This is a genomic window from Paraburkholderia nemoris (genome assembly GCF_905221015.1).
In the GTDB taxonomy this organism is placed as follows: domain Bacteria; phylum Pseudomonadota; class Gammaproteobacteria; order Burkholderiales; family Burkholderiaceae; genus Paraburkholderia; species Paraburkholderia nemoris.
The window spans coordinates 224898-249942 of sequence record NZ_CAJNBO010000001.1 but is presented as its reverse complement, the minus strand read 5'-3'; the positions used below and the strand labels follow the sequence as shown (position 1 = coordinate 249942).

Genomic DNA, 25045 nt, shown 5'->3' with positions numbered 1-25045 from the left:
ATTTGCATGAGAAAGAAGCTCATCTGTCTGTTGGTGGCGGGGAGTTTGCCAGGCTTTGCCATGGCAGATGCCACCAGCGACCAGATCAAGGCGCTACAGGCCCAGCTCAACGCACTGCAAAAGGAGGTGAAGCAGTTGCGTTCCGAGGTAGCGTCCAAGCCGAAGGCGGCCGCAGCAGCCACCGCGGCACCGGCTCCGGCTGTGGTGGCGGCACCGGTCGACATCTCCTCGCCGGACTACGGCAAGGCGCAGGCGACGCTGACCAACGACCAGGTCGATTCGATGAAGCAACAGATCGCCAACCAGCAGTTGAAGGTCGACTCGCTGGTGGACGCCGCGAACACGGGGCCGATCGCCGGCTTGTCGGTGACGGGCTATATCGATCCGACCTACATGTATAACCGCGCGCAGAGCAGCTCGTCGTTCCTGTTCGCGAACCATGAAAGTAGCTACAACTACTTCAACAGCACGTTCGGCGATCTGTACTTAGACATCAAGAAGACCTTCGGTGTCGGCCCGATGGCGCCGTCGGCCGAAATCACTTTGATGCCTAACCGCGGTAACGGTATTACGCTGCTGCAAAACGAGCATGGCAATATCGGCAACAACATCCTGAACACGGCGGTCGTCAACGTCCCGTTGACGGCGACCACGACCCTCGTGGCCGGTTTGATTCCGAGCTTCGGCGGTTACGAAGTGCAGCAATCGAACCAGATGCTGACGCTCACGCACAACCTGCTGTATGACTTCTCGGATCCGGGCAGCTACATCGGTATCGGCGCGAACTATGCGACGGGTAACTGGGCGTGGAAGTTCTTCCTCGGCAACGAGCAGTACCGCACGTTCGGCGCGACGACGCAGGTCGGGACCAACGCGCTGGGCGATCCGATCACGACCAGCAACAAGATCCCGACCCTCACGGGACGGGTCGACTACACGTGGTCGAGCGCGCTGGATGTGGGTGGCTCGTTCAACATCGGCCGTCAGACCTTGGCTAGCGCGATCGATAGCAACGGTGTAGTCAGCTATGGCGTAGGCGGCCAGGCGCCGAGCTCGGGCGGTACGTTCTTCTTCACCGAAGCCGACCTGACCTACACCCTCGCCGACGTGCAGTACAACGCCGAACTCGACTACGGCCAGCAGCAGAATGCCGCGTACAACGGTGGCCAGGCACAGTGGTACGGCCTGTCGCTGCTCGCGCACCGCAAGTTCTCGCTGCCGGTGGTAGGCCGTATGGGCGTGACCGCCCGTTACGACCTGCTCGTCGACAGCAAGAATGGCGGCGGCGGTGGTGGCATCGCGTTGAATTCGAACGGCATGGACACTGCTGACGGCTTCGGTATCGGCGCGGACTGCCTCGCCAATTCGAAGGCCAACGGCGGTCTCGGCTTCGAGTGCAAGGGCGCCACCCGTCAGGACGTTTCGCTCGATCTGTTGTTCTACCCGACCCAGCAGATCACGGTCAAGGTGGAATACCGCCACGACTGGGCGAACAAACAGGTGTTCCTGAAGAACGACGGCTCGTACGGCAAGTCCAACGACCTGCTCGCAACGCAGTTCATCTACTCGTTCTAACACGACCCGCCTCATCGCGTGGCCCGGCTTTACCGCGGGCCACGCGCCAAGGCCTCTTCTGCATGCTCTGCCTATGCTCCGATTCTCAAACCAGCCTCACGTCGCCTCGTATTACGCAGCAACCGCTAACGACACCACTCGCCACCCTCCCCTCGAAGAAACGCTTAACGTCGACGTCTGCGTGATCGGCGCCGGACTCACCGGCATCTCGACCGCGTTGAATCTCGCCGAACGCGGTCACTCGGTCGCGGTGCTCGAAGCATCGAAAGTCGGATGGGCCGCGAGCGGCCGCAATGGTGGCCAGTTGATCGGCGGTTTTGCCTGCGATATCGACACATTCGCGAAGTTCATGCCCGCGGATGACGTGAAGCGTGTTTGGGACATGGGGCTCGAAACCCTGGATATCGTCAAGGAACGCGTCGCGAAGCATCAGATCGACTGCGACCTGACCATCGGTTACCTGACCGCGGCGAACAAGCCGCGCGATACGGATGCACTTCAGAAATGGCGCGACGAAGCGCAACGGCGCTTCGGCTACGACCGTTTCAGCTATGTCGACGCCGATGGCGTCGGCAACTATGTTCAATCGCAGCGCTATCTCGGCGGATTGTTCGATGCGGACAGCGGCCATCTGCATCCGTTGAATTACACGCTCGGTCTGGCGCGCGCGGCACGCGAGGCCGGCGTACAGATCTTCGAAGACAGTTGCGTCACCGCGTTGCGCGAGGAAAACGGCCGGCATGTGGCCGAAACCGCGCGTGGCAAGGTCAATGCGCAATTCGTCGTGCTCGCCTGCAATACCTATCTCGGCCAACTCGCGCCGGATCTTGCCAGCAAGATCATGCCGGTGGGCACCTACGTGATCGCCACCGAACCGCTCGACCCCGATCGCGCCGAAGCGCTGATGCCGGCGAAAGCGGCCGTGTGCGATAGCCGCTTCGTGCTGGACTATTTCCGGCCTGCCCCGGACAATCGCTTGCTGTGGGGCGGCAAAGTCAGCTATTCGACGTTCGCGCCACGCAATCTCGGCGAAGCAATGCGCCGCGATATGCTGAAGACCTTCCCGCAACTCGACGATGTCAAAATCGACTATGCGTGGGGCGGTTTCGTCGACATTACGATGAATCGCGCGCCGCATTTCGGCCGGCTATCGCCCACCGTGTATTTTGCGCAGGGTTTCTCCGGCCACGGCGTGAACACCACTGGGCTCGCGGGCAAGCTGATCGCCGAAGCGATCGACGGTCAGGCGTCGCGCTTCGATCTGTTCGACAAGATTCGCCACCGCGACTTCCCCGGCGGCGCTACACTGCGCACCCCTGCCCTCGTGCTTGCGATGGCCTGGTATCGAATGAAGGACCTGCTTTGATGAATGCACCGACTCCCGGCTTCAACACTCTCGACCACCGCGCCGATGCGCTGATCGCCAACTCCTATTACGAGGCGAGCGCCGCGCGGCCGCCAGCCGACGATCCGATGCTCGACGGCACATTGGAGGCCGACGTCTGCGTGATCGGCGCGGGCTTCTCCGGTTTGTCGGTGGCGTTGGAATGCCGGGCGCGCGGATTGTCAGTGGTGGTGCTCGATGCGCATCGTCCCGGTTGGGGCGCGTCGGGCCGCAACGGTGGCCAGACGCTGGTGGGTTTCGCGAAAGACGAGATCATCGAACGGCAACTCGGGCTCGACGGCGCACGCGCCGCGTGGGCGATGTCCGTGGAAGGCGTGGCTCTGGTGCGCGAGCGCATCGAACGCTACGGCATCGATTGCGATTTCACCTCCGGCTATCTGACGGTGGCCACCAAACCGAAGCGTGTACCGGATTTGCGTTCGTGGATGGAATCGGCCTCGCAACGCTGGGGCTATACGAAACTCTCGTGGCTCGATACCGATGAAGTGCGTTCTCGGGTCGCTTCGAAACGTTATCTGGCGGGCGTCTATGACCCGTTTTCCGGTCATCTGCATCCGCTCAAATACTGCCTCGGTCTCGCCGATGCGGCACGTCGTGAAGGCGCGCAGCTGTTCGCGCATTCGCCGGTGATCGAAGTCGTGCGTGATGCACGGCCTGTCGTGCGGACCGCCAATGGCGAGGTACGCTGCCGCTTCGTCGCGGCATGCGGCAATGCCACGATCGGCGACGTGTTACCGGCGCCGGTGGCCGCACGCATTGCGCCGATTGCCTCTTACATTGTCGCCACGGAACCGCTCGGTCAGGCACGCGCCGATGCGTTGATCAAAGGACGTGAGGCGATTTGCGACAACAACTTCTTCCTCGACTACTTCCGTCTTTCGGCTGATCATCGCGTGCTGTTCGGTGGACGCGCGAGTTCGACCGGCGCGTCGCCCGTGCAACTTGGCGAGGAAATCCGCAAGCGCATGATCGACGTGTTCCCGCAGCTAGGCGATGTACGAATCGACTATGCGTGGGGCGGTTTTGTCGACGTAACGCGCAATCGTGCGCCCGATTTCGGCTCGATCGATCCGAACTACTTCTACGTGCAGGGGTTTTCAGGTCACGGCGTGGCGTTGACTGGCATTGCCGGGCGCGTGATTGCTAAAGCGATGGCTGGTGAGACCGCGGCCTTCGATCTGTTCGCGCAACTGCGGCATGCGCGCTTTCCGGGTGGGCCGGCATTGCGCGGGCCGGCGCTGGAACTCGGGATGATGTATCACCGGATTCTGGAGTTGTTTTAGGCAGGCTTTCGGGCGCCGATTGTTGTCCTCTCGCGCCGCCTGAACCCTTTGTATGGGAGATCGTCCAGTGTTCCAACCACGATCATGACGTAGCTTCAGTCGTCATCTGTCAGCAACTTGTCGAGCGGCACTCCGTGCTTGACGAATGGCGAACGGATCACGATGTAACTGAAATACTTCTCGATGCCGAGATTGCGGTCGAGCAGGCGTTCAATCACTTCCTGGTAGTGACCGATGTCCTTGACGACAAACTTGAGCAGGTAGTCGTACCCACCGCTCACCAGGTGACATTCGGTAATTTCGTCGATATCGCGCACGTTCGCCTCGAAACGGACAAAGTCCTCGCGCCGATGGTCATGCAGCATGATTTCCGTGAACACTGACACGATGCTGGTCACTTTCGCGACGTTCACGTGCGCACCGTAGCCCGAAATCACACCGGTTGATTCAAGACGCTTGACGCGCTGCAGGCACGGGCTCGCAGAGAGACCGACGGCGGCCGCGAGATGCGCGTTGGTGATGTTGCCGTTCCTCTGCAATTCGGCGAGGATCTTGATGTCGATCCGGTCGAGTTTTGGTCGGTTGCTCATATCGTTCTGTTCTCGAATCGGCTGGCGAACCGGCTTTCCCGCTAAACGCGGGAAAGCTCCTCGTGATGCGCCTTGACGAACTGCGCCATGCTGGTGAACCTGAAATCGACAGAAGGCTCCGCGAATGTGCGCATCGTCGCGCCGAGCCCGCGCTGCTCGAAGCGCCGATGAATCCAGCATGAACGGATGTCCAACCGGTTGGCCGGCTCATGATCGTGGTACATGCTGTCCGCAACGTGCAGGATTTCGTCCTTACGCACGCCGAGTGTCGACAGCACGTCGAGCATATATTCAAAATTACGGCTCGACGGCTTGTAGCTTCCCACATCCTCAGCCGTGACAACGACGTCAAAGGGCACATGCAGCCTGGCGCGGCTGTATGTGAAATTCTCGTTGTCCACGTTCGATATGATGACCAGCTTGAAGTACTTCTTCAAATACTGCAGCGTACTTGCCGAATCCGGGAACGCAGGCCAATTGCGCACCGAACGACCATAGGCCTCCGCCTGCTCGCGCGTGTAGCTGACGCCCCACTCCTCCGCGAGCCGCTTGTAGACCACCTCGAGCAGCCGGTTGTACGGCATGTCGGGAGTAGCGTTCTGCTGATATGACTCGTGGCGGGCGTGCGCTTCCAGCACCTGGTCGCGCGTCGGTGGCGGGTCAAGCGATGAGACCAATGCCGACAGCCCCGCGACGATGCCCGATTCCCAGTCGATCAGGGTGCCATAGCAGTCGAACGTCAGGGCCTTAAAATCCGTCAGCCGCATGAAGGGCTCCTTAACTGGGGTGTTCCGGCTTGCGCGGAACTCGCCGCGCCCGCACCGGCGCGGCAAATCAAACCGGCACTAAGGCCGGTAAACCTATCGACTACTTACTTCTCCAGCAGCGCTTCCTGGTGAGCCTTCGCGAATTCGGCCATGCTGTTGAAGCGGAAGTTCACGGTGGGTTGCTCACCGGGGTTCATCGTCGCACCGAAACCGGTTTGCGAATGGCGGCGATAGATCCAGCACGATGCAAGCCCGAACGCGTTCGCGGGCTTGTGGTCGTGGAACAGACTCTCGGCGGTGTGGAGGATCTTCTCCTTCCGGATGCCGCGCTCACCGAGCTTTTCCAGCATGTACTCGAAATTTCGCGGCGACGGTTTATACGAGCCGACGTCCTCTGCGGTGATGATCGCGTCGAATTCGACCTGAAGCTTCGCGTTGCTGTACGTGAAGCTGTCGTTGTCGATGTTCGACAGGATGACCAGCTTGTAGTGCTTCTTCAGATACTGCAGCGCGTTCGCCGAGTCCGCAAATGCCGGCCAATTGCGTATGGACTTGCCGTAGGCGAGGCACTCCTCGTATGTGAAAGGCACCTGCCATTCCTCGGCGAGTCGCTTGTACACGATCGGCAGCAGTTCCTGGTAACGCTTCGCCGGCGTGTAGGTCTGCTGCGACGACTCATGACGTGCGTGTGCTTCAAGAACCTGATCCCGCGTCAGCGGTGGGTTGACGCGTTCGAGCAGCGGACGTAAGCCCTCGAAAATACCCGTTTCCCAGTCGATGAGCGTGCCGTAGCAATCGAAGGTCAGTGTATCGAAGTCGGTCAGTTTCACAGTAACGCCTCCTGTTGGTTGGTGAGCTAGACATAGTCTATTGGGCATGCCCAGCAACCGTTACTTATGTTGTCCACCGCATCGGCAATCTCTGTTGCTCGTCCGCACACCAACAGCAGAATCTGCTGCTGGCTTCTGCCTGGCATGTTAGCAAACGGCGATCGCTGAATACCTTGCTGCAGGCACCCAAGCAGACGTTATCGCCGTTGCGGCCCAAACATCCGCGACAACGCACGCGCGAGCTCCTTAACTGCGGCATCTGCCGTCGGACGATGCAGCAGCGCGATATCCATAGTCTCGATTGAAGGCAACCCGCTCTTCGACGTCAGCACGGCGTGATCCGCGAGCACCGCGCGCGCGGGCAGCAAACTGATTCCGAGACCATCGGCAACGGCCGCCTGGATTCCGCTCAAACTCGAACTGATAAAGCTCATCCGCCAGCGGCGCCCGAGTCCTTCGATCGCGTTGGTCATGTCGTCACGGTATAACCCGCGCGGCGGAAACGCGACGATCGGAATCGGATCGAGGTGGATTGAAGGGTTCTTCGCACTGTCGATCCACCTCAATTGCTCCGGCCAGCACGCAACCGCCTCGCGGCTATTGCGTCGCTGCTTCACGAGAATCAGATCCAGATCGCCGCGATCGTAGCTATTGCTCAGGTCGCGACTCAATCCGCTGGTCACTTCCAGCTTGACCTGCGGATGCTTGCGGTTGAACGCGGCAAGCATATGGGTTGTTGGCCCGCCGACGAAATCTTCCGGCACGCCCAGCCGGACCGTCAGCCCCACCGTCGCGCCCGACAGCGCTTCAATCATTTCATCGTTGAGAGCAAGCATGCGGCGCGCGTAGGCGAGCAAGGTTTCGCCGGCATCGGTCGGACTCACGTCGCGGCTGCCGCGCTCGAGCAGCTTGTGCCCCGCCATATCCTCGAGACGCCGCACCTTCTGGCTGATGGTGGACTGCGTGGAATGAAGCCGTGCGGAAGCCGCAGTAAAGGTGCCGCAATCGGCCACCATGACGATGGCCTTCAGCAGATCCAGATCGAACAACGGTGTACGCGCTTTGGCGTTGGGTTTCATTGAGCCTCCAATCAGACGCCGCAAAGCCGGATAACGGCATACGTCTAATCAATACTATTCGATTTCGCACTGATATGCATTTGAACATTTAATTTTTGAATATTGGGTGACGTGGATAACATCAAGCGATGTCGAAGCGGTGGCCACTCGACGGCCGATTACTCCGCGTCGACATCAGACAAAAAACTCGAATGTGGGCGCAACGCGGCGCGACGCCGCCGTGCCGGCAGAAAAAAAGCGCCACAACGAGACACATACCCGGAGACAGGCATGCAGCAAACGCAGTTGAAGAAAAGTTGGAAGAAGTCATTCGCGGGCATCGGCGCAGGCATGATGCTCGTGGGCACGGCAGGCGCGCAGTCCAGCGTCACGCTGTACGGAATCGTCGATTCGGGCGTGACCTACACGAACAACCAGCAAGGCCATTCGGCATGGCAGGCCACGGCCGGCAACGAGTCCGGGCCGCGCTGGGGGATGCTCGGAACGGAAGATCTGGGTGGCGGCCTGAAGGCGAACTTTCGGCTGGAAAACGGCTTCAACCTCGAAAACGGCGCGGCCGGCCAGGGCGGCCGGATGTTCGGCCGGCAGGCATGGGTTGGCATGAGCGGCGACAAGCTGGGCGCGCTGACCTTAGGCCGCCAGTACAACACCGTCCAGGACATTCTTGGCTCGATCCAGATCAGCAATACGCTAGTCCAGTATTCGACTCACCCGTTCGACAACGACGACATCAACAATACGTTCCGCACCAACAACGCGGTCAAATACGTCTCGCCGACCATCGCCGGCTTGCAAACGAACCTGATGTACGGCTTTTCGAACGCAACCGGCTTCGCTGCAAACAATAGCTGGAGCGCGGGTGTGTCGTACACGCACGGCCCGCTCAATGCCGGCGCGGCGTACGCGCGTATGAATCAGCCCGCCAGCAGCACGGCAGGCGCGGTCGCATCCGACAATTACTTTGCGTCATCGGCCGCCGTATTCGGCACACATCTCGGCGCCGCGACGCGTCAACAGATCTGGGGCGCGGGCGCAACCTACGCCATCGGGCCCGCCACGCTGGGGCTGCTCTACACGGGCACGGACTTCAACATGGCGGCGGGTGGCGCCCTGCGCTTCGGCAACTACGAGGGCAGCCTGCGCTATGCGCTGACGCCCGCGCTGATCGCGGCCGCCGGTTACACGTACACCCAGGTGTCGCAAGGCGACGCCAGCGGACACTATCACCAGGCCTCGGCCGGTCTCCAGTACCTGTTGTCCAAGCGTACCGACGTGTATGTGAACGGCCTCTATCAGAACGCCTCGTCGCGTATCGGTCATGCGTGGATCGACGGCCTCGCAGCGCCCTCGTCGACGACTTCACAACTGGCGTTCGTCGCCGGCCTGCGTCAGAAGTTCTGACGGCATACGCAAGACACCTCGGGAAGAACCTCATGAAACTTCGCTTTCTGCTGGCCGCGCTGCCATTCATCGGCATCTATTCGGGCGGCTCTCTCGCCGCCGGTACGCCGCTCCTGTTCGGCCTGCCGTTTCTGCTCGTCTGGAATCTGTTCTGGATGGCGGCAACGGCGGTCATTCTCGCCATCATCTATTTCCTCGACACACGCGACGAAGCGGCGCAAGCGGCGGAACAGACGGGAGGTGGGCAATGAACCCGGCACTCGTCATCATCGTTCTGTTTGCCCTCTTCGCGCTGGCAGTCGGCCTGTACGCGCGGCGCGGCAAGACGTTCAGCCTGGAACAATGGGCCGTCGGCGGGCGCGGTTTCGGGTCGCTTCTCACCTTCCTGCTGATGGCGGGTGAGGCGTTCTCGACCTTCTCGTTTCTCGGCGCGAGCGGCTGGACCTACAGCAAGGGCGTGCCGGCGTTCTATATCCTGTCGTACGGCTGCCTCGCGTACGTGTTCGGTTACTGGATGCTGCCCGCCATCTGGCGTTATGCGAAGGAACGCGGCCTCGTGTCGTTCGCCGATTATTTCGCTTCGAAGTACAACAGCCGCGCGATCGGCGTGCTGGTGTCGGTGGTGGCTGTCTTCGCGATGGTGTCGCTGCTGATCATCCAGTTACGCGGTCTCGGCATTATCGTCTCCGAGATGTCGTATGGCCTGATCTCGCAGGAAACGGCCATCTGGATCAGCGCGACGCTGATGGTCCTGTACATGAGCGTCTCCGGCATCCACGGTTCGGCCAGCATTGCGATCTTCAAGGATGTGCTGATCCTCGGCCTCGCGATTTTTCTCGGCACCTATTTGCCGCTGCACTACTTCGGCGGCTTTGGCGAGATGTTCGCGCGCATCGACGCCGTCCATCCGGAACTGCTGCGCATGCCGGAGCACGGTTTCAATCTGAGCTGGTACAACTCGACACTGCTGCTGACATCGCTGGGCTACTACTTGTATCCTCATGGTTTCACCGCCGTCTACGTGGCACGCGATGCGTCGGCGCTGCGCAAGAACACCATGCTGATGCCGATCTACCAGGTGTTGATCGCGTTCCTGTTCCTCGTCGGATTCGCCGCGGTGCTGACCGTGCATGGGCTCGAAGGCGCGCAAACCGATCTCGCGCTGCTGCGGCTCGTGAAGCAGACTTTCCCGTCGTGGTTCGTCGGGATCGTTGGCGGCGCCGGTCTGCTGACGGCATTGGTGCCAGGCTCGCTGATCATGCTCAATGCGTCGACGATGATTGCCCGCAACATCTATCGCGAAGGTTTCGCACCGCAGGCGAGTGACCGGCAAGTCGGGCGCGTCGCACGCATCGCGCTGCCGCTGTTTACGCTGGTTGTCGTCTACTTTGTTCTGCGTGGCGGGTCGAACTTCGTTGCTCTCGCAATCTTCTCGTCGAGCCTCTTGACGCAACTCGTACCCATGCTCGCCTCGAGTTTCCTGAAGCGCCCATTCGGCACCCGGGAAGCAGCGTTCGGCGGCATCTTCGCGGGCGCCATCGTGCTGGCGCTGGCGAACTGGCGCGGCATGACGCTCGCCACTGTTTTCCCGGCCGCGCCGATCGCCTTCACCTCCATCAATACGGGCCTCGTCGCGCTGTTCGCCAATGCCGTGGTGTTCATCGCGATCAGCGCCGCGCAGCGCGCGCTGCGGGGCCGTATCGCCACTTCCGTTGAATCGGCATGACCACTATGACTCGCTCTATTCTTCTTTCCAACGTCCGGTTGGCTGACGGCCAGGCGGTTTCCGTAGCTATCGCCGACGGCCGCATCGCAGCGCTCGGCCCGCATGTCGAAGCACAACCCGGCGTGCTGGCCGAAGACGGTGGCGGCGCATTACTGCTGCCGGGTTTCGTCGAAGGGCACACGCACATCGACAAAAGCCACTGGGGCCGCTCGTGGTATCGCAACGAGGTCGGACCCGCATTAACCGACCGGATCAGCAACGAGCGCGAATGGCGCAAGACGTCGGGGCACGATGCGGCCAGCCAGTCGCTCGCGTTGTCTCGGGCATTCGTGCAGGCAGGCACGACGCGCCTGCGTACCCATGTCGACGTGGATACCGATGCGGGGCTGCGTTATGTCGAAGGCGTGCTCAGCACGCGGCAGACAATGCGCGATGTACTGGACATGCAGATCGTCGCGTTTCCGCAATCGGGGATGTTGATCCGTCCCGGTACGGTCGAACTGCTAGGCAGCGCACTCGCTGCGGGCGCCGATGTTCTCGGCGCGCTCGATCCTGCGTTGATCGACGGCGATCCCGTTGCGTCGTTGAACGCGACCTTCGAGCTGGCGGAACGCTATCGCAAGCCGATCGATATCCATCTGCACGAACCCGGTGAAGTCGGCGCGTTCACGCTGAAACTGCTGCTCGATCGCGTTGCAGCGATGGGCATGCAGGGGCAGATCGTCGTCAGCCACGCATTTTGCCTGGGCGCACTGCCCGAACGTGAACGCGACGCGCTGCTCGAACGGATCTCGTATTTGCGTGTAGCGCTTCTGACCAGCGCGCCGCCGTCTCGTCCCGTTCCGCCGCTGAAAGTTTGCAGGGACAAAGGCATCACGATCTTCGGCGGCAACGATGGCATTCGCGACACCTGGTCGCCATATGGCGTGCCGGACATGCTGGAGCGTGCGATGTTGATCGGCATGCGCTACGACTTGCGGCGCGACGACGATCTCGCGATTGCCTTCGACTGCGTGAGCGACGCTGCCGCTCGCGGTTGCGGTTTCGCCGACTATGGCCTGCATGTCGGTGCACGCGCGGACCTCGTGCTGGTCGATGCCGAGTGCGTCGCGCATGCTGTGGTTGCCCGGCCCAAGCGCAAGCTGGTTATCGCAAACGGACGCATCGTCGCGCGCAACGGCGAGCTGGTCGACGCCGTGTAACCGCGCGTGAGCACTTCACAAGAAAAATTTTCATATGAACGATAAGCAACAGGTCGACATACTCATCGAGCACGGCTGCGTGATCACAATCGATGCCGCGCGCCGCGTCATCGAAGACGGTGCAGTGGCTATCAAGGGGGACCGCATCGTCGCCGTCGGTGAGACAAGCGAGCTTGCGCAGCAATACGAGGCAGACCGCGTAATCGACGCCCGCCGCAAAGCGGTGCTGCCAGGCCTGATCGATGCACACGCCCATGCCGGGCACGCGATGCTCAGAACGATCGGCGGCGCAAACGGCGATGCATGGTCGGCGGCGTGCGAGGCAATCTATACGCGCGCCTCGGACGAAACGTTCTGGGAAATGGAATCGCATCTTGCGGCGCTGGAGCGCCTCAAGGCGGGCGTGACGACGGGTGTATCGCTGCTCGGCGGCGGCGACTCGATCATGCGCGTCGACGACCCCGTGTATGCGCGGCGTCACTGCGACGCGGTGGTCAGAACGGGCACCCGCTCGATCGTCGCGGTCGGTCCGTCGCGGCCACCCGAACCGCGCGCCTACACCCGGCACGGCGCGAATGGCAGCGTGACGCGCGAGGTCGACTTCGCGCAGATGTATGAGGTTTGCAAAGACATCATCGACGCATGCCATGGCGACGCCAACGGCCGCATTCAGATCGCGTTGACGCTGCCCGTCTACGCCCCGCAGCACTATCCCGAGCACGCGGCACACGAACCCAGCGTGCGGCTTCAGGCCGAGCGCTACACAGCGTTGGCCCGCGACCGCAGTCTAAGTCTGACGCAGGACGGCCATCGCGCCGGTTCGCTCGATTTCGCGCATCGCGAGCTGGGACTGCTGAACGCGAAGTCGTTCATGTCGCACGCCATCGATCTCACCGCCGAGGATATCGCGGCGTGTGTCGAGACCGGCGCCTCGATCGTGCACAACCCGAGTGCGATCATGTCGATCATCGGGCGTTGCCCGGTGCCGGAACTCATCGATGCCGGCGTGACGGTGGCGATCGGCTCGGATGGCGCTGCGCCCGATCGCGGTTACGACATGTTCCGCCACATGTGGCAATGCATGCATTACCACCGTCGACATTTTCGTGACCCGGACGTCCTGCCGCACGGCAAGGTGCTCGAAATGGTCACGATCGACGCCGCCAAAGCGTTGTCGCTCGATGACCAACTCGGCTCGCTCGAAGTGGGCAAGCAGGCAGACATCATTCTGGTCGACCTCTTCAAGCCGCACCTCATGCCGATGAATATGCCTGTTCATCGCGTCACCTGCTTCGCGAATGCCGGCGACGTGTGCATGACGATGGTTGGCGGCAAAGTTCTGATGGAGAACTACCGGGTGCTGTCGGTCGACGAAGGGGACATCCTGGAGCGCGTACAGGCGGCTGCGGATCGTGCGTTCGATCGCGCAGGGCTGCGTCATCTGCTGGAAACGCCGTCTACGTTGTGGCGACGTAGTCATTATTGATGGCTGACGCGGCTAGCGCGGCTTGCAGCGACGCAAGCCGCGCCAGACACCGGCTTCGTGCCGGGCAACAACCTCAGCCTCAGCCTCAGCCTCAGCCTGCCGAGCCTAGGCCCACCGTCGTGACCTTGAACAGCAAACGGGACGAATCGCCCCAGAATTGTCCGCTTCGAACAATGGCACGATCTGCCGGTACTGCAGCAACCGCAGCAGCAGCGTTCGGCGCTTTCACGACGACAAACGTCGCCTCATTGCCGACCTTCAATCCGTAGCCGCTTTTCCCCAGCACCGCGGCGCCCGCTTCCGTCGCCATGTGAAGCGCAACGCCCAGTTCTTCATCCGTATAAAAACCGGAGCGATAACCAACAAGCATGGCTCGTTGCAACATGTCACCGTTGCCATATGGCCACCACGCGTCCTGAATGTTGTCATTACCGGTGAACACACGCACTCCGGCTGCGCGCAATTGCAGGATCGGCGGGAACGCTCGGTCGCCTGGCGCATTCGTCATGATCGATACGCCGGCTTCCGCAAGCGCGGCGGCGACACGCTCCACCACCTCGGGTGCGACGTCGCCGAGCCCGTAGGCGTGGCTCACCGACACCCGGCCGTTCAACCCCGATGCACGGGTACGCGCGGCAATGCGGTGCAGTTGATCGATCCCCAACTGCTCCGGCTCATGGAGGTGAATATCGATTTTCACGCCGCGTTTTTCAGCGATGCCGAAGACAATATCGAGCTGGCCATCGGCGTCGCCATCCAACGTTGTCGGATCGATTCCGCCCACCACCTGTGCGCCTTCACGGGCGGCTGCATCGAGCACCTCCGCGGTGCCCGGACACGACACGACGCCCGCCTGCGGGAACGCAACGAGTTCGATATCCACCACGCCACGCCATTTCTCGCGCGCTTCCATCACAGCGTGCAGGTTGGTCAAACCCGTCGTCGCATCGACGTCGACATGGCTGCGCATCGCAATGGTGCCGAACGACGCGGCCTGGCGGATCAGCGCGTCGGCACGCTCGACGATAGGCCCGGCGCTTGCCAGTTCCTGCTTTTCGATAGCGAGACGCTCACGCAGGCTCGTGACATGACGATGAGGACGCCAGCGATCTCCAACAAAGCTTTTATCGAGGTGAATATGTCCGTCGACGAAACCGGGCAACACCAGGTGCCCGGCCAGATCGACGACTTCCGCGCCGTCGATCGCGGGACGTTCCGGACCGATGGCGGCAAAGCGCCCCTCACGCACGGCGAGATTGAGCGGGTTGCCGTCGGCGTCTACGGCATTGACGAATACGCGGTCGAACATGGTTCTGGCCTCTGCAAATCAGGACTCAAGCACTCATCCAGCACGCCCTGATCGGGTTGCGTTCGTTGCGCCGCATGGTCCTGTGGGGAATGGATCGTTGAACCATATCGGACCGCCGACATATCCACAAATTAAATGTTGGAATGGCCTGTATTCATTTTCTGGATAGATCGGCATACTGTGCGGCTTCTGCGGCACTTTGATGGCGCTGACGGCGCCGAACTTCAATATCGTCCCAGCCGCGCTGCCGGAACTGAAAGGCCAGAATGGCCCGATCCGGGCGCCGCGACCGGCTGCTTTACTATTGTCGGTCGTCAATATCATACTGTCGTACCTATTGCATTCCGCTTCTGAGGAGACGCCGATGACTGTCCAACTCACGCCCGAACTCGCGTCCAAATTCGCCAATCTCGCGCTCGCCCACCTCACGCGCGAGTATCCGAACAAGCTGACCCACTCGCTCGCCGGCCCACAAGACGTGCAAGGTCCGCGCGCATTGCATCCGATTTTCTACGGCAGCTACGACTGGCATTCATGCGTGCACGGTTACTGGCTGATCCTGCATCTGCTCGACCGCTTTCCCGATCTGCCTGAAGCAGCGCGCATCGTCGCGGTGGTCGACGAGCATTTCACCGAAGCGAATGTGGCCGGTGAACTGGCGTATCTCGACCTGCCGCACAATCGCGGTTTCGAGCGCCCGTATGGATGGGCATGGCTGCTTGCGCTGAGCGCGCAACTTCATTCGTTGAAGCTCTCGGAGGCCGCGCGCTGGTCCAAGGTCTTTGCGCCGCTTACCGCGACTTTTGTTAGCCGCTTCGAAGAATTTCTGCCGAAAGCGACCTACCCGTTGCGCGTCGGCACGCACTTCAATATGGCATTCGCACTTGCGCTCACGCTAGATTTCGCGCGGCAGACTTCGCGTGAATCGCTGGAGGCGCTGCTGGTAAATACGGCGGAGCGCTGGTTCCTGAACGATGTCGCCTGTCAGGCCTGGGAGCCCGCCGGCGATGAGTTTTTGTCGCCTTCGCTGATGGAAGCGGAATTGATGCGGCGCGTGTTGCCGCCCGCGCAATTCGTCGAATGGTTCAGACGCTTTCTGCCCGATCTCGGCGCGAAAAAACCCGCCACGCTGTTCGAACCGGTCACCGTGACCGACCGTACCGACGGCAAGATCGCCCACCTGGATGGCCTGAATCTGAGCCGCGCATGGTGCCAGCGGTCGCTGGCGCGCGCACTGCCCGCGGGCGACGTGCGCCGGACGGCATTGCTCGATTCGGCCGAGCGGCATCTTCTAAGCGCCCTGCCGCATGTGGCGGGCGACTATATGGGTGAACACTGGCTGGGCACGTTCGCCACGCTCGCGTTGGAAGCGTGAGCAGTAGCCCGACGGGGCCGCATTGAACGCAAAAACGGCGCCGCAAGCGTGAAACGGTTTGGACTCAGCTACCGATTCGCGCCGCGAGCGCCGTTTTCTTTTGCCTGGTGATTCAGGAGCCGCCTCGAGCAGCCCGGCCGCTGAATCCGCCGCCTTAACGCATTACTGGCCCGTCAGCTTTTTAGGCTTCGGCGGCGCCTGAACCTTGTTGTACTGAAACTCGGGCGTCGCCTTCAAGGCATCTTTGGTCGCGCCGGCCAGATAGAAATTCCCGCCGCGAATATCCAGAGCAGCGATCGGCACCGCTACGTCATGCGACGCCACGCCGAGAAATCCACCTGCGGAGACGATAGCAGCAGACAGCGAGCCATCGGGAGCGACCACCAGATCGCGAATCGAACCGATCTTCTCGTTCTGGTCGTTGTAGACGGCCTTGCCGAGAATGCTCTTCTTCACGCTCCAGCCGCTCAGCAGCGCATTGGACTGCTCGACTGTGACGCTCAAGGGTTGCGTGCCGGCGACTTGCGCCTGTGCACCAAAGCTAGTTGCAGCTACCGCGACCACGACAACAAGTTTGCTCAACGTCATATCGCTCACTCCGTTCTTAGTAGACTTGACCGGCGCATGGTTTGCGCCGAAGGAATCGCTGCCGAACGATGATACAGACTACGCGGCGGGTCTGCATCCAGACGTGTCGCGCGAACGAAACGAGCGCCCGTCGCTGCCACGAAAAGGCGGAGGCGCGGCCCAAAGCGCATAACGGTAAAATCGAGCCAGGCGATCACGCCCGTTTAGAGGTGGAAGTTTGACTGAGCTTGAACAGGGTTTCATTTTGACCCGACACTGGCGGGATACCCCCGCCGGCACGGAGGTAGATTTCTGGCTGGCAACAGACGGCGGGCCCCGTCACGTGCGCTTACGTCCTCAGCCGTCAGTAGCCTTCATTCCGGCCGACCACCGCGAGCGTGCGGAAACCATCCTGCGCCGCGAAGCGCCGCTCGATCTGCGCCCGCTCGAACTATGCGACTTCCAGCATCGGCCGGTGATGGGGCTTTACTGCCCGCAGTACCGGCAATTGACGGGGTTCGAAAAACGCCTGAAACAAGGCGGCGTCGATGTCTACGAGGCCGATATCTTCCCGCCCGAGCGGTACATGATGGAACGCTTCATTACCGCGCCGGTGTGGTTCGCCGGCGACGCACAGCATGGCGGCCCGCTTCTGAACGGCGAATTGAAGCCGGCGACGAACTACCGGCCGTCATTGAAACTGGTGTCGCTCGATATCGAAACCAGCGCGCACGCCGAGCTGTATTCGATTGCGCTCGAAGGCTGCGGGCAGCGCCAGGTCTATATGCTGGGGCCACCGAATGGCGATGCGAGCGGCGTCGACTTCGACCTCGAATACTGCGAAACCCGCGCACAGTTGCTCGAAAAACTGAACGTGTGGCTGGAACGGCACGACCCCGACGCGATCATCGGCTGGAACCTCGTGCAGTTCGATTTGCGTGTGCTGCAGCAGCACGCCGAACAATATCGCGTGCCATTGCGGCTAGGCCGCGGCGGCGCGGTCATGGAATGGCGCGAACACGGCCACAAGCAGAACCATTTCTTCGCGGGCGCTGCGGGAAGATTGATCATCGACGGTATCGAAGCGCTGCGCTCCGCCACGTGGACTTTCCCTTCGTTCAGCCTCGAATACGTTTCGCGCACTGTGCTGGGCGAAGGCAAATCCATCGACAATCCGTATCAACGCATGGATGAAATCCAGCGCCGCTTCGATGAGGACAAGCCCGCTCTCGCGCAGTACAACCTGAAAGACTGCGAACTGGTCACGCGCATCTTTGCGAAGACCGAGTTGCTACCGTTTTTGCTGGAGCGCGCGACGGTCACCGGCCTGCCTGCGGACCGAAGCGGCGGATCTGTCGCGGCGTTCACGCATCTGTACATGCCGCGGATGCATCGGCAAGGCTACGTTGCACCGAATCTCGGTGACGTAGCCGGTGCCGCGAGCCCCGGTGGCTTCGTGATGGATTCGCGGCCCGGCCTCTACGACTCGGTCCTGGTGCTCGACTACAAAAGCCTGTACCCGTCGATCATTCGCACCTTTCTGATCGACCCGCTGGGTCTCGTGGAAGGCATGCTCAATCCTGGCGACGATCAATCGGTGCCGGGTTTTCTCGGCGCACGCTTCTCGCGCACCCGCCATTGTTTGCCGTCGATTGTCGGCCAGGTGTGGCAGGGGCGCGAAACCGCCAAGCGCGAGAACAACAAGCCGCTTTCGCAGGCGTTGAAGATCATCATGAACGCCTTTTACGGCGTGCTGGGCTCCACAGGCTGCCGGTTCTTCGACCCACGCCTTGCGTCATCGATCACCATGCGCGGCCATGAAATCATGCACACCACGCGTGAGCTCATTCAGGCGCAAGGCTACGAGGTTATTTACGGCGACACGGATTCGACCTTCGTGTGGTTGAAGCACGCGCACAGTGAGGAAGACGCGAGTCGCATCGGCCAGGCGCTTGTGGAACATATCAACGCGCAGTGGCGTCAGAAACTGCAGGAGCGTTTCGGCCTCGAGAGCGCACTCGAGTTGCAATTCGAGCGGCACTACAAGCGCTTCTTCATGCCGACGATTCGCGGCGCCGAGGAAGGCAGCAAGAAACGCTATGCCGGACTGACTGTCTTGCCGGACGGCAGCGAGGACATCGTCTACAAGGGGCTCGAAACGGTGCGGACCGATTGGACGCCGCTCGCCCAGCAGTTCCAGCAGGAACTCTACGGGCGAATCTTCAGGCAACAGCCGTATCAGGACTATGTGCGCGACTACGTGCGCGATACGCTGGCAGGAAAACTGGACGATCAACTCGTGTACCGCAAGCGGCTGCGCCGCTCGCTCGGCGATTACGAGCGCAACGTTCCGCCCCATGTGCGCGCGGCCCGTGTCGCCGACGAGTTCAACCGGCAACAGGGGCGCCCGCTGCAATACCAGGACGGCGGCTGGATCAGCTATGTGATGACAACCGCCGGACCGGAACCGCTCGAAACGTTGCGCTCGGCGATCGACTACGAACACTATCTGACACGGCAGTTGCAACCGGTCGCCGATGCGATTCTGCCTCTGTTGCGCGATGACTTTACGACCTTGGTGTCGGGACAGAGACAGTTGTTCTGAGAGCAGCGTTGGCAAGCTTCACAGAAACCGCATGACAACTCTGCTTGAACAGCACCGGTCGCATCCTCAGAAGCTCGTGCGCAAGCCAATACGTGCAAGCGTCTGCGACCGGTTGCTCGCCGCGCCGTCCGGTTGCAGCAAGCCGTTGATCCACGCTCGTGTCACTGCCGCATCGCCGCCCGCTCGCTGATACATCGCTTCAATATAGCCAGTGGTGCGCTTCGAGAAACTGTATTGCAGCGCCGTGGTGATCTGCTGCGCCTTGTTGTCCAGCAGCACGTCGTTGCCTTTCATATACGCATAGTCGAGGCCGAGGGTCCATGCCCCGGAGATCGTCCACGCCGCACTGCCCTTGTACACGTCGATCTTCGCGCCGCTCGCCGTATTTTTCGTGTTGGTGTACAGCAGCATGGCGAGCACGCTGCCGAAGTTATAGTGCGCACCGACGCCGAAATTGCGGATACCGTCGTGACCGTCGCCTAGTTGCGGATACTTCACTTCGACGTACGCCGCGCCGATGCCGAACGGACCGTTCGCATAGTTCGCACCGAAGCTCATCGTCGAGTCTTCCGAGAACGAGCCCGGCACGCCACCAAAGCCGTAGAGCGCGCCGAAAGTGAAGCCCGAGATATCCGGGCTGCGATACTTGACCGAGTTCCCCACACGCGTTGCACCCGCCATGCGGTCAAAGTCGAACGAGCCGGTCGGATTGTTCGGCACGCCCAACGCAGTAAACGGCCCCTGACGAAAGTCGTAGATACCGCCGAACAGGAACGCGCCGTCATACAGTCCGAGCGTCAGCGTCTCGAACATGAAGTCATACTGATTGCCGAAGGTCAGCGAGCCGAAGCGGTCGTTCGTGAGTCCCACCAGGGCTGTGCGATTGAAAAGCTGTCCTGCGCCGGGAATCGTCGCGCCGCTGCCCAGGTCGAACTGCGACGTGAGTTCGAAGATCGCCTTATTGCCGCCCCCGAGATCTTCGCTGCCTTTAAAGGTCAGCAGATCCGGCGACAGCACGCCGCTGTCGAACAGCGTCGCGGCGCCGCCATGCTGGTTGTTCACATAGGTAACACCTGCATCGATCACGCCTTGCAGTGTCACGCTGCTTTGCGCGCCTGCGAAACCCGGCGCCATCAACGCGACCGTGCAGCCTGCTATCGAAAAGCGCTTCGACTTCTTCTTCATGCCCGTCTCCTTCAGTCGTTATTGAATATGTTTCGCTGCTCAATTCGAATGGCAACGCGCGTGAGCGCCGCGCCCTGACACGGACCGTCGATGCACTGGCCGTCTTCGAAACGGAACATCGCGCTGTGATGCGCGCACATCAGCAATTCCGCGTCGTAGGCCCAGAACGTGTTTGGCTCGTAGTTCAACGGAATCGAAAAGTGCGGGCAGACGTTGCGATAGGCCCAAGCATCGTCGCCTCGGCGCACCACGACGATGCCTGGGGCGCCGGCTTGCTCAGCGGCAACTTCCAGCGCGCCGCCGTCCGGAATATCGTCGAGCGCGCACAGAAAGCCCGCATGAGGTTCGGGACTCGCCGCTTTCATGACGTGCTCTCCTCACGCGAGTCGTCGACTCATCACGAAGTCGCGCTGCACTTCGAAGAACGGGCTCGGCAAATCCCATTCCTTCGCGGCCGCCGCGCTGTCGTTCGGCACGTAGTCGATTACGAGCGACGGCTTCGCGCCGAATACCGCGTCGGAGTCGACATACGGATCACCGGCGGAATACAGCGCGGTGGTGAGCGTCTCGTAGCCTGACGCCTCGATCAGGAAGTGGATATGCGCGGGCCGCATCGGATGACGTCCGGTCGCGAGCAACATCTGTCCGACCGGGCCATCGGTCGGAATCGGATAGCTGGTCGGTTTGATGGTTCTGAATGCGTACTCGCCGTTCGGTCCGGAACGGAATTTGCCGCGCAGATTGCTCTCGGGCTGATCGGGGTCCTGGCCTTCGTACATGCCGTTATTGGCCGTTTCCCACACCTCGATCAATGCGCCGGACACCGGTGCGCCACGTTCGTCAATGAGACGGCCGTGGATCAGCGTCGGCTCGCCTTCGGTACGCGCGATGTTGGCGCCGAAGGCCTCATCTCTTGCGCCCTCGCGGTAGAACGGGCCGAGCAGGCTGCTCTCGGTCGTGTCGCCGGCTCGTTCGTGATTGATCGCATCGACCATGATCGACAGGCCGAGCGTGTCCGACAGCAGGATGAACTCCTGGCGAATGCCACTGCACTTGTTGCCGGTCGCCGTCAGGAACTCAATGCCGCGGCGCCACTCCTCGCCAGTCAGTTCAACCTCGCTGGCAAATGCATGCAGATGCTTGACCAGCGCGGTCATGATCTGCTTGAGTCGAGGATCGGTGCAGTCGGCAAACGTCCTGAGCACGTTCTGCGTCAAGGGGTGAATGGTTTCGTCGTTCATTGTCGACCTCATGCGCGATGGGGAGCCGACGGCGCTTCGACGGAATCGGTCGATGCATCGTGCGGCGAAGCTTGCTGTGAAGGACCGGCGCCGACGAATACAACGCGGCGTCCCACGGGGAACAATTGCAGTCCGTAGCGGCGCGATACGAAGCCCCACAGCCCTTGCGGAAAGAACATCGTCACGACGATCGCCAGCGCGCCGAGCCCGATCAGATACCAGGTGCCGAAGTCGGAGAGGAACTGGTTGAGCACGAAGAAAATCAGCGCGCCGACAATCGGCCCTTCGAGCGTGCCCAATCCGCCGATCATCACGATGAAAATGCCGAACGCGGTCCAGTTCACCGAAAACGCCGCGTCCGGCGAGATACGCAGGTTGCCGACGAAATACAGGCCACCGGCCAACGCCGTACCGCACGCGGATACCAGATAGACGAGCAAGCGTGCACGCTTCACGTCGACACCCTGACTGCTGGCCGCCACGGCGTTGTCACGCATCGCGGTCAACGCGAGCCCAGCTTTGGAACGCAGAAACAGATACAACAGACCGATCGCCGCCGCGACGATAGCGAGCGAGAGCCATAGCGTCAGCGATTCACGCAGCGCACGCGGCACGTCCTGCAGCGCGGTGAGGCTGGTGCCCGAGCCACCGCCCAGCACCGAGACGTTCGCCACCGTCAACCGGAACACTTCGGCGATCACCCACGTGCCGATCGCGAAGTAGCCGCCTTCGAGACGGAACGCCACCATCGATACGGGAATTGCGATGACCGTTGCGATTGCCGCCGCGATCGGCACAGCAATGAAGGGCGAGATCCCGCAGTAGTTGGCGAGAATCAGCATCCCATAGCCACCGATGCCGAAGAACGCCTGCTGCCCGATCGACACCATCCCGCCATAGCCCGCCAGCAGATTCCACATCAACGCGAACACCAGATACGACGCGAGCTGTACGAAATCGCGCATCGCATCGCGCCCGGCCCACCAAGGCGCGCTCGCCACCGCCAGCGCAACGATCAGCAGCACGATCATCGCCACGCGGCTCGCGCGGGTCGCGCGCCGCACTTCGAAGCCCCCTGCGGGCCGGTTCATATGCATCGTCATAACGAGCCTCTATGCGGTTTTGGGCAGCAAGCCCTGCGGCCGGGCCACCAGCACGCCGAGAAACACCACGTGGCCGAGCCAGATACCCCAGCCGGGATCGAAGTAAAAGCCCACCTGCTGCGCAATTCCGAGCGCCATGCCGCCGACGAAGGTGCCCCAGAACGAGCCCATCCCACCGATGATCACGGCTTCGAACGCGTACAGCAGCAATGCCGGGCCATCGGTCGGCGACACCGCGGTGCGCATCGAATACAGCGCGGCAGCGACTGCGATCAGCACGAACGCGATGCCCATCGCCAGCGCATAGGTGCGGCGATAGGAGACGCCCATCAGTTGCACGATCTCGCGGTCATCCGACGTGGCGCGAAACGCGCGGCCAAGCGGAGTACGGCCGAACAACCACTGCATGGCGAACGCCAAAGCGGTGGTGACGACCAAAGTGACGAGCGGCAAATAGCCCAGCGTGATACCGCCCGCGAGCGTGAGGCTCTTCGATTCGAAGCTGCCGGTTGCGATCGAACGCGGATCGGCGGAGAACACCTGTTGCAATACGTTCTGGATCACGATCGACAAGCCGAACGTGACGATCAGCGAAGGCAGCGGATCGCGGCTGCTCACCCGATTGAGGATCGTGTACTGCACCGCGTAACCCGCGCCGAACGCAATCACGAGCAGCAGCACCAGCGACACGGCGAGTGGCAGATGCGCGTAGTTCGTCAGGGCGAACAGCACGAACACCAGCAGCACGATGAAATCGCCGTGCGCGGTGTTGGTGAGCCGCATCACGCCGAATACGAGCGATTGCCCCATCGCGAAGAGCCCATACAGCGCGCCGAGCAGCACACCCTGGACGACGATATTGATGAACGTGTTCATGCGACCGCTCCAAAATATGCCTGCGTGATAGCCTCATCCGACACCTCGGCCGATACGCCAGCCAGCGACACGCGCCCTTCCTGGAAGCAATAGAAACGCGACGACACGCGGCGAGCCAGTTGCACGTCCTGCTCGACGACGATCGCACTCATGCCGTCAGCGACAATCGCGGGCAACGCCGCATAGATCTCGCGCACGATCACCGGCGCGAGGCCAAGCGAAAGTTCGTCGCACATCAGCAGATCGGGATTGCTCATCAGCGCACGGCCGATCGCGACCATCTGCTGCTGGCCACCCGACAAAGCGGTGGCCGCATGGTGACGACGCTCCCGCAAGGCAGGAAACAGCGAGTAGACGCTTTGCAGATTCCAGCGGCCGGGCCGTTTGGAAAATGCGCCAAGCAGCAGGTTTTCCTCGACGCTCAGGCTTGCAAACAAACGCCGCCCTTCCGGCACCAGCGCAATGCCCTTGCCGACAATGTTCGCCGCAGCAGCGCCGCCAATCGGCTCGCCGCGATACAGGATCTGCCCGGCGGAACGGGGGCGCAGCAGCCCCGCCACTGTTTTCAGAAAGGTCGACTTGCCCGCGCCGTTGGAGCCGATCAGCGCGATGACCTCACCGGGCGCCACCGTCACGTCGATGCCGAACAGCGCCTGGAAGTCGCCGTAAAACGCGCTCAGCGCGCGAGTCTCCAGTAATGCCGACATGGTCATGCCTCCAGTCCGAGGTACACGCGCCGCACTTCGGGGTCGTCCATCACGGCTGCGGGCAGTCCTTCAGCGAGCCGTTTGCCGAAGTTGATGACGAGCAGCCGGTCGGCCACCGCGAGCAAGGCATGCACGACGTGTTCGATCCACACGATCGTCACGCCCGCCTCTTTCACGCGGCGAATCTCGTCGACGAGTTCGTGCGTTTCGGGTTCGGTCAGGCCGCCTGCTATCTCGTCCAGCAGCAACAACTGCGGTCGCGTGGCCAATGCGCGGGCTAGTTCGAGCCGTTTGCGATCCAGCAGGCCCAGCGTGCCGGCCAACTGGTTGGCACGCGCTTTGAGGCCGGTGCGTTCGAGCACGTCCATGCAGACGTCGTAGGCTGCGTGCTCGGCCAGTTCGCCGCCGAAAGTCGCGCCGACCAGCAGGTTTTCGAATACCGTCATGCCGCCAAACGGACGCGGCACCTGATACGAGCGGCCAATCCCCGCCGCGCATCGGCGATGCGGCGGCAAGTGGTTCACGTCCGCGCCGTCGAATTCGACACTGCCTTGATCGGGCCGCACGTCGCCGCTAACGAGGTTGAACAGCGTGGTCTTGCCCGCACCATTCGGACCGAGAATGCCGTACGTCTCGCCGCGTTCGACCGCGAAGCTGATGTTGTCGGTCACCTGCAGCGCGCCATAACGCTTCGACACGCCAGTTAGTCTGAGAACTGGGTTCATCACCGCTC

23 protein-coding genes and 1 pseudogene are annotated in these 25045 nt (G+C 61.6%); 11 read left to right on the top strand and 13 right to left on the bottom strand.

Annotation, left to right across the window (positions count from 1 at the left end; all coding sequences use genetic code 11):
- Positions 1-6: 6 nt before the first annotated feature.
- The 3 genes from KHO33_RS01135 to KHO33_RS01125 all read left to right on the top strand — a co-directional run bounded on the left by KHO33_RS01135 (position 7) and on the right by KHO33_RS01125 (position 4263).
- Complete coding sequence (locus KHO33_RS01135) at positions 7-1575, top strand: DUF3138 family protein (protein ID WP_200561982.1); 1569 nt, start codon at positions 7-9, stop codon at positions 1573-1575.
- A 73-nt stretch (positions 1576-1648) separates the two neighbouring features.
- On the top strand, positions 1649-2941 hold the full coding sequence (locus KHO33_RS01130) for an NAD(P)/FAD-dependent oxidoreductase (protein WP_200561984.1): 1293 nt from the start codon (positions 1649-1651) through the stop codon (positions 2939-2941).
- The gene (locus KHO33_RS01125) at positions 2941-4263 is read left to right on the top strand and encodes an NAD(P)/FAD-dependent oxidoreductase (protein ID WP_200561986.1); all 1323 of its coding nucleotides are present in this window, start codon (positions 2941-2943) and stop codon (positions 4261-4263) included. The genes KHO33_RS01130 and KHO33_RS01125 overlap by 1 nt, the downstream gene beginning before the upstream one ends.
- Positions 4264-4358: 95 nt before the next feature.
- Here the strand turns inward: KHO33_RS01125 and KHO33_RS01120 are convergent, their stop codons facing one another.
- The 4 genes from KHO33_RS01120 to KHO33_RS01105 all read right to left on the bottom strand — a co-directional run bounded on the left by KHO33_RS01120 (position 4359) and on the right by KHO33_RS01105 (position 7529).
- Positions 4359-4853 (bottom strand): Lrp/AsnC family transcriptional regulator, encoded by a 495-nt coding sequence (locus KHO33_RS01120; protein WP_054042820.1) that lies wholly within the window; start codon positions 4851-4853, stop codon positions 4359-4361.
- A 41-nt stretch (positions 4854-4894) separates the two neighbouring features.
- On the bottom strand, positions 4895-5620 hold the full coding sequence (locus KHO33_RS01115; RefSeq protein WP_200561988.1) for a haloacid dehalogenase type II: 726 nt from the start codon (positions 5618-5620) through the stop codon (positions 4895-4897).
- A 104-nt stretch (positions 5621-5724) separates the two neighbouring features.
- Positions 5725-6450, bottom strand: coding sequence for a haloacid dehalogenase type II (locus KHO33_RS01110; RefSeq protein ID WP_200561990.1), 726 nt, complete (start codon positions 6448-6450; stop codon positions 5725-5727).
- A 197-nt stretch (positions 6451-6647) separates the two neighbouring features.
- Positions 6648-7529, bottom strand: a complete 882-nt coding sequence (locus tag KHO33_RS01105) for a LysR family transcriptional regulator (protein WP_093645091.1) — start codon at positions 7527-7529, stop codon at positions 6648-6650.
- 270 nt (positions 7530-7799) lie between these two features.
- Between KHO33_RS01105 and KHO33_RS01100 the strand changes: the two genes are divergently transcribed.
- The 5 genes from KHO33_RS01100 to KHO33_RS01080 are packed head-to-tail and all read left to right on the top strand — an operon-like array spanning position 7800 to position 13344.
- On the top strand, positions 7800-8930 hold the full coding sequence (locus KHO33_RS01100; protein WP_200561992.1) for a porin: 1131 nt from the start codon (positions 7800-7802) through the stop codon (positions 8928-8930).
- Between the two features lie 32 nt (positions 8931-8962).
- Positions 8963-9181: a DUF3311 domain-containing protein gene (locus tag KHO33_RS01095; RefSeq protein WP_200561994.1), complete on the top strand. Its 219-nt coding sequence runs from the start codon at positions 8963-8965 to the stop codon at positions 9179-9181.
- Positions 9178-10656: a sodium:solute symporter family protein gene (locus tag KHO33_RS01090; RefSeq protein WP_054042815.1), complete on the top strand. Its 1479-nt coding sequence runs from the start codon at positions 9178-9180 to the stop codon at positions 10654-10656. The genes KHO33_RS01095 and KHO33_RS01090 overlap by 4 nt, the downstream gene beginning before the upstream one ends.
- 5 nt (positions 10657-10661) lie before the next feature.
- A complete protein-coding gene (locus KHO33_RS01085; RefSeq protein WP_054042841.1) occupies positions 10662-11858 on the top strand; it encodes an amidohydrolase family protein in 1197 nt (398 codons plus the stop codon).
- 34 nt (positions 11859-11892) lie between these two features.
- Positions 11893-13344, top strand: a complete 1452-nt coding sequence (locus KHO33_RS01080; protein WP_200561996.1) for an amidohydrolase family protein — start codon at positions 11893-11895, stop codon at positions 13342-13344.
- 91 nt (positions 13345-13435) lie between these two features.
- Here KHO33_RS01080 and KHO33_RS01075 read toward each other — a convergent pair whose 3' ends face one another.
- Positions 13436-14653, bottom strand: coding sequence for an amidohydrolase family protein (locus KHO33_RS01075; protein ID WP_200561998.1), 1218 nt, complete (start codon positions 14651-14653; stop codon positions 13436-13438).
- A 169-nt stretch (positions 14654-14822) separates the two neighbouring features.
- Here KHO33_RS01075 and KHO33_RS42880 point away from each other — a divergent pair.
- Together KHO33_RS42880 and KHO33_RS01065 are read left to right on the top strand one after the other, a co-directional pair.
- Positions 14823-14981, top strand: a pseudogene (locus tag KHO33_RS42880) (5-oxoproline transporter, DUF979 family subunit); the annotation flags it as partial.
- A gap of 36 nt (positions 14982-15017) precedes the next feature.
- Positions 15018-16028, top strand: a complete 1011-nt coding sequence (locus KHO33_RS01065) for a DUF2891 domain-containing protein (RefSeq protein ID WP_200562309.1) — start codon at positions 15018-15020, stop codon at positions 16026-16028.
- Between the two features lie 162 nt (positions 16029-16190).
- On the opposite strand, the gene KHO33_RS01060 is transcribed toward KHO33_RS01065, so the two are convergent.
- On the bottom strand, positions 16191-16616 hold the full coding sequence (locus tag KHO33_RS01060; RefSeq protein ID WP_054041262.1) for a PRC-barrel domain-containing protein: 426 nt from the start codon (positions 16614-16616) through the stop codon (positions 16191-16193).
- 217 nt (positions 16617-16833) lie between these two features.
- Between KHO33_RS01060 and KHO33_RS01055 the strand changes: the two genes are divergently transcribed.
- Positions 16834-19200, top strand: a complete 2367-nt coding sequence (locus KHO33_RS01055; protein WP_200562001.1) for a DNA polymerase II — start codon at positions 16834-16836, stop codon at positions 19198-19200.
- 66 nt (positions 19201-19266) lie between these two features.
- On the opposite strand, the gene KHO33_RS01050 is transcribed toward KHO33_RS01055, so the two are convergent.
- Genes KHO33_RS01050 through KHO33_RS01020 form a run of 7 tightly spaced genes read right to left on the bottom strand, consistent with a single transcriptional unit; the run spans position 19267 to position 25037 of the window.
- The gene (locus tag KHO33_RS01050; protein WP_200562003.1) at positions 19267-20385 is read right to left on the bottom strand and encodes a porin; all 1119 of its coding nucleotides are present in this window, start codon (positions 20383-20385) and stop codon (positions 19267-19269) included.
- 11 nt (positions 20386-20396) lie between these two features.
- Positions 20397-20750 (bottom strand): Rieske (2Fe-2S) protein, encoded by a 354-nt coding sequence (locus KHO33_RS01045; RefSeq protein WP_200562005.1) that lies wholly within the window; start codon positions 20748-20750, stop codon positions 20397-20399.
- A 12-nt stretch (positions 20751-20762) separates the two neighbouring features.
- A complete protein-coding gene (locus tag KHO33_RS01040) occupies positions 20763-21626 on the bottom strand; it encodes an intradiol ring-cleavage dioxygenase (protein ID WP_234476986.1) in 864 nt (287 codons plus the stop codon).
- A gap of 8 nt (positions 21627-21634) precedes the next feature.
- Complete coding sequence (locus tag KHO33_RS01035; protein WP_234476985.1) at positions 21635-22729, bottom strand: branched-chain amino acid ABC transporter permease; 1095 nt, start codon at positions 22727-22729, stop codon at positions 21635-21637.
- A 9-nt stretch (positions 22730-22738) separates the two neighbouring features.
- The gene (locus KHO33_RS01030; RefSeq protein ID WP_054041271.1) at positions 22739-23605 is read right to left on the bottom strand and encodes a branched-chain amino acid ABC transporter permease; all 867 of its coding nucleotides are present in this window, start codon (positions 23603-23605) and stop codon (positions 22739-22741) included.
- Complete coding sequence (locus KHO33_RS01025) at positions 23602-24312, bottom strand: ABC transporter ATP-binding protein (protein WP_200562009.1); 711 nt, start codon at positions 24310-24312, stop codon at positions 23602-23604. The genes KHO33_RS01030 and KHO33_RS01025 overlap by 4 nt, the downstream gene beginning before the upstream one ends.
- Before the next feature lie 2 nt (positions 24313-24314).
- Positions 24315-25037, bottom strand: a complete 723-nt coding sequence (locus KHO33_RS01020) for an ABC transporter ATP-binding protein (RefSeq protein WP_054041279.1) — start codon at positions 25035-25037, stop codon at positions 24315-24317.
- Positions 25038-25045 lie beyond the last annotated feature (8 nt).

Excerpts from the sequence above, each read along its gene's own strand:
- KHO33_RS01085 (WP_054042841.1), top strand. The coding sequence starts at position 10,662 with ATGACTCGCTCTATTCTTCTTTCCAACGTCCGGTTGGCTGACGGCCAG.
- KHO33_RS01035 (WP_234476985.1), bottom strand. The coding sequence starts at position 22,729 with ATGACGATGCATATGAACCGGCCCGCAGGGGGCTTCGAAGTGCGGCGC.
- KHO33_RS01115 (WP_200561988.1), bottom strand. The coding sequence starts at position 5,620 with ATGCGGCTGACGGATTTTAAGGCCCTGACGTTCGACTGCTATGGCACC.
- KHO33_RS01065 (WP_200562309.1), top strand. The coding sequence starts at position 15,018 with ATGACTGTCCAACTCACGCCCGAACTCGCGTCCAAATTCGCCAATCTC.
- KHO33_RS01105 (WP_093645091.1), bottom strand. The coding sequence starts at position 7,529 with ATGAAACCCAACGCCAAAGCGCGTACACCGTTGTTCGATCTGGATCTG.
- KHO33_RS01080 (WP_200561996.1), top strand. The coding sequence starts at position 11,893 with ATGAACGATAAGCAACAGGTCGACATACTCATCGAGCACGGCTGCGTG.
- KHO33_RS01130 (WP_200561984.1), top strand. The coding sequence starts at position 1,649 with ATGCTCCGATTCTCAAACCAGCCTCACGTCGCCTCGTATTACGCAGCA.
- KHO33_RS01120 (WP_054042820.1), bottom strand. The coding sequence starts at position 4,853 with ATGAGCAACCGACCAAAACTCGACCGGATCGACATCAAGATCCTCGCC.
- KHO33_RS01050 (WP_200562003.1), bottom strand. The coding sequence starts at position 20,385 with ATGAAGAAGAAGTCGAAGCGCTTTTCGATAGCAGGCTGCACGGTCGCG.
- KHO33_RS01025 (WP_200562009.1), bottom strand. The coding sequence starts at position 24,312 with ATGTCGGCATTACTGGAGACTCGCGCGCTGAGCGCGTTTTACGGCGAC.
- KHO33_RS01045 (WP_200562005.1), bottom strand. The coding sequence starts at position 20,750 with ATGAAAGCGGCGAGTCCCGAACCTCATGCGGGCTTTCTGTGCGCGCTC.
- KHO33_RS01090 (WP_054042815.1), top strand. The coding sequence starts at position 9,178 with ATGAACCCGGCACTCGTCATCATCGTTCTGTTTGCCCTCTTCGCGCTG.
- KHO33_RS01125 (WP_200561986.1), top strand. The coding sequence starts at position 2,941 with ATGAATGCACCGACTCCCGGCTTCAACACTCTCGACCACCGCGCCGAT.
- KHO33_RS01100 (WP_200561992.1), top strand. The coding sequence starts at position 7,800 with ATGCAGCAAACGCAGTTGAAGAAAAGTTGGAAGAAGTCATTCGCGGGC.
- KHO33_RS01135 (WP_200561982.1), top strand. The coding sequence starts at position 7 with ATGAGAAAGAAGCTCATCTGTCTGTTGGTGGCGGGGAGTTTGCCAGGC.
- KHO33_RS01040 (WP_234476986.1), bottom strand. The coding sequence starts at position 21,626 with ATGAACGACGAAACCATTCACCCCTTGACGCAGAACGTGCTCAGGACG.
- KHO33_RS01020 (WP_054041279.1), bottom strand. The coding sequence starts at position 25,037 with ATGAACCCAGTTCTCAGACTAACTGGCGTGTCGAAGCGTTATGGCGCG.
- KHO33_RS01060 (WP_054041262.1), bottom strand. The coding sequence starts at position 16,616 with ATGACGTTGAGCAAACTTGTTGTCGTGGTCGCGGTAGCTGCAACTAGC.
- KHO33_RS01095 (WP_200561994.1), top strand. The coding sequence starts at position 8,963 with ATGAAACTTCGCTTTCTGCTGGCCGCGCTGCCATTCATCGGCATCTAT.
- KHO33_RS01075 (WP_200561998.1), bottom strand. The coding sequence starts at position 14,653 with ATGTTCGACCGCGTATTCGTCAATGCCGTAGACGCCGACGGCAACCCG.
- KHO33_RS01030 (WP_054041271.1), bottom strand. The coding sequence starts at position 23,605 with ATGAACACGTTCATCAATATCGTCGTCCAGGGTGTGCTGCTCGGCGCG.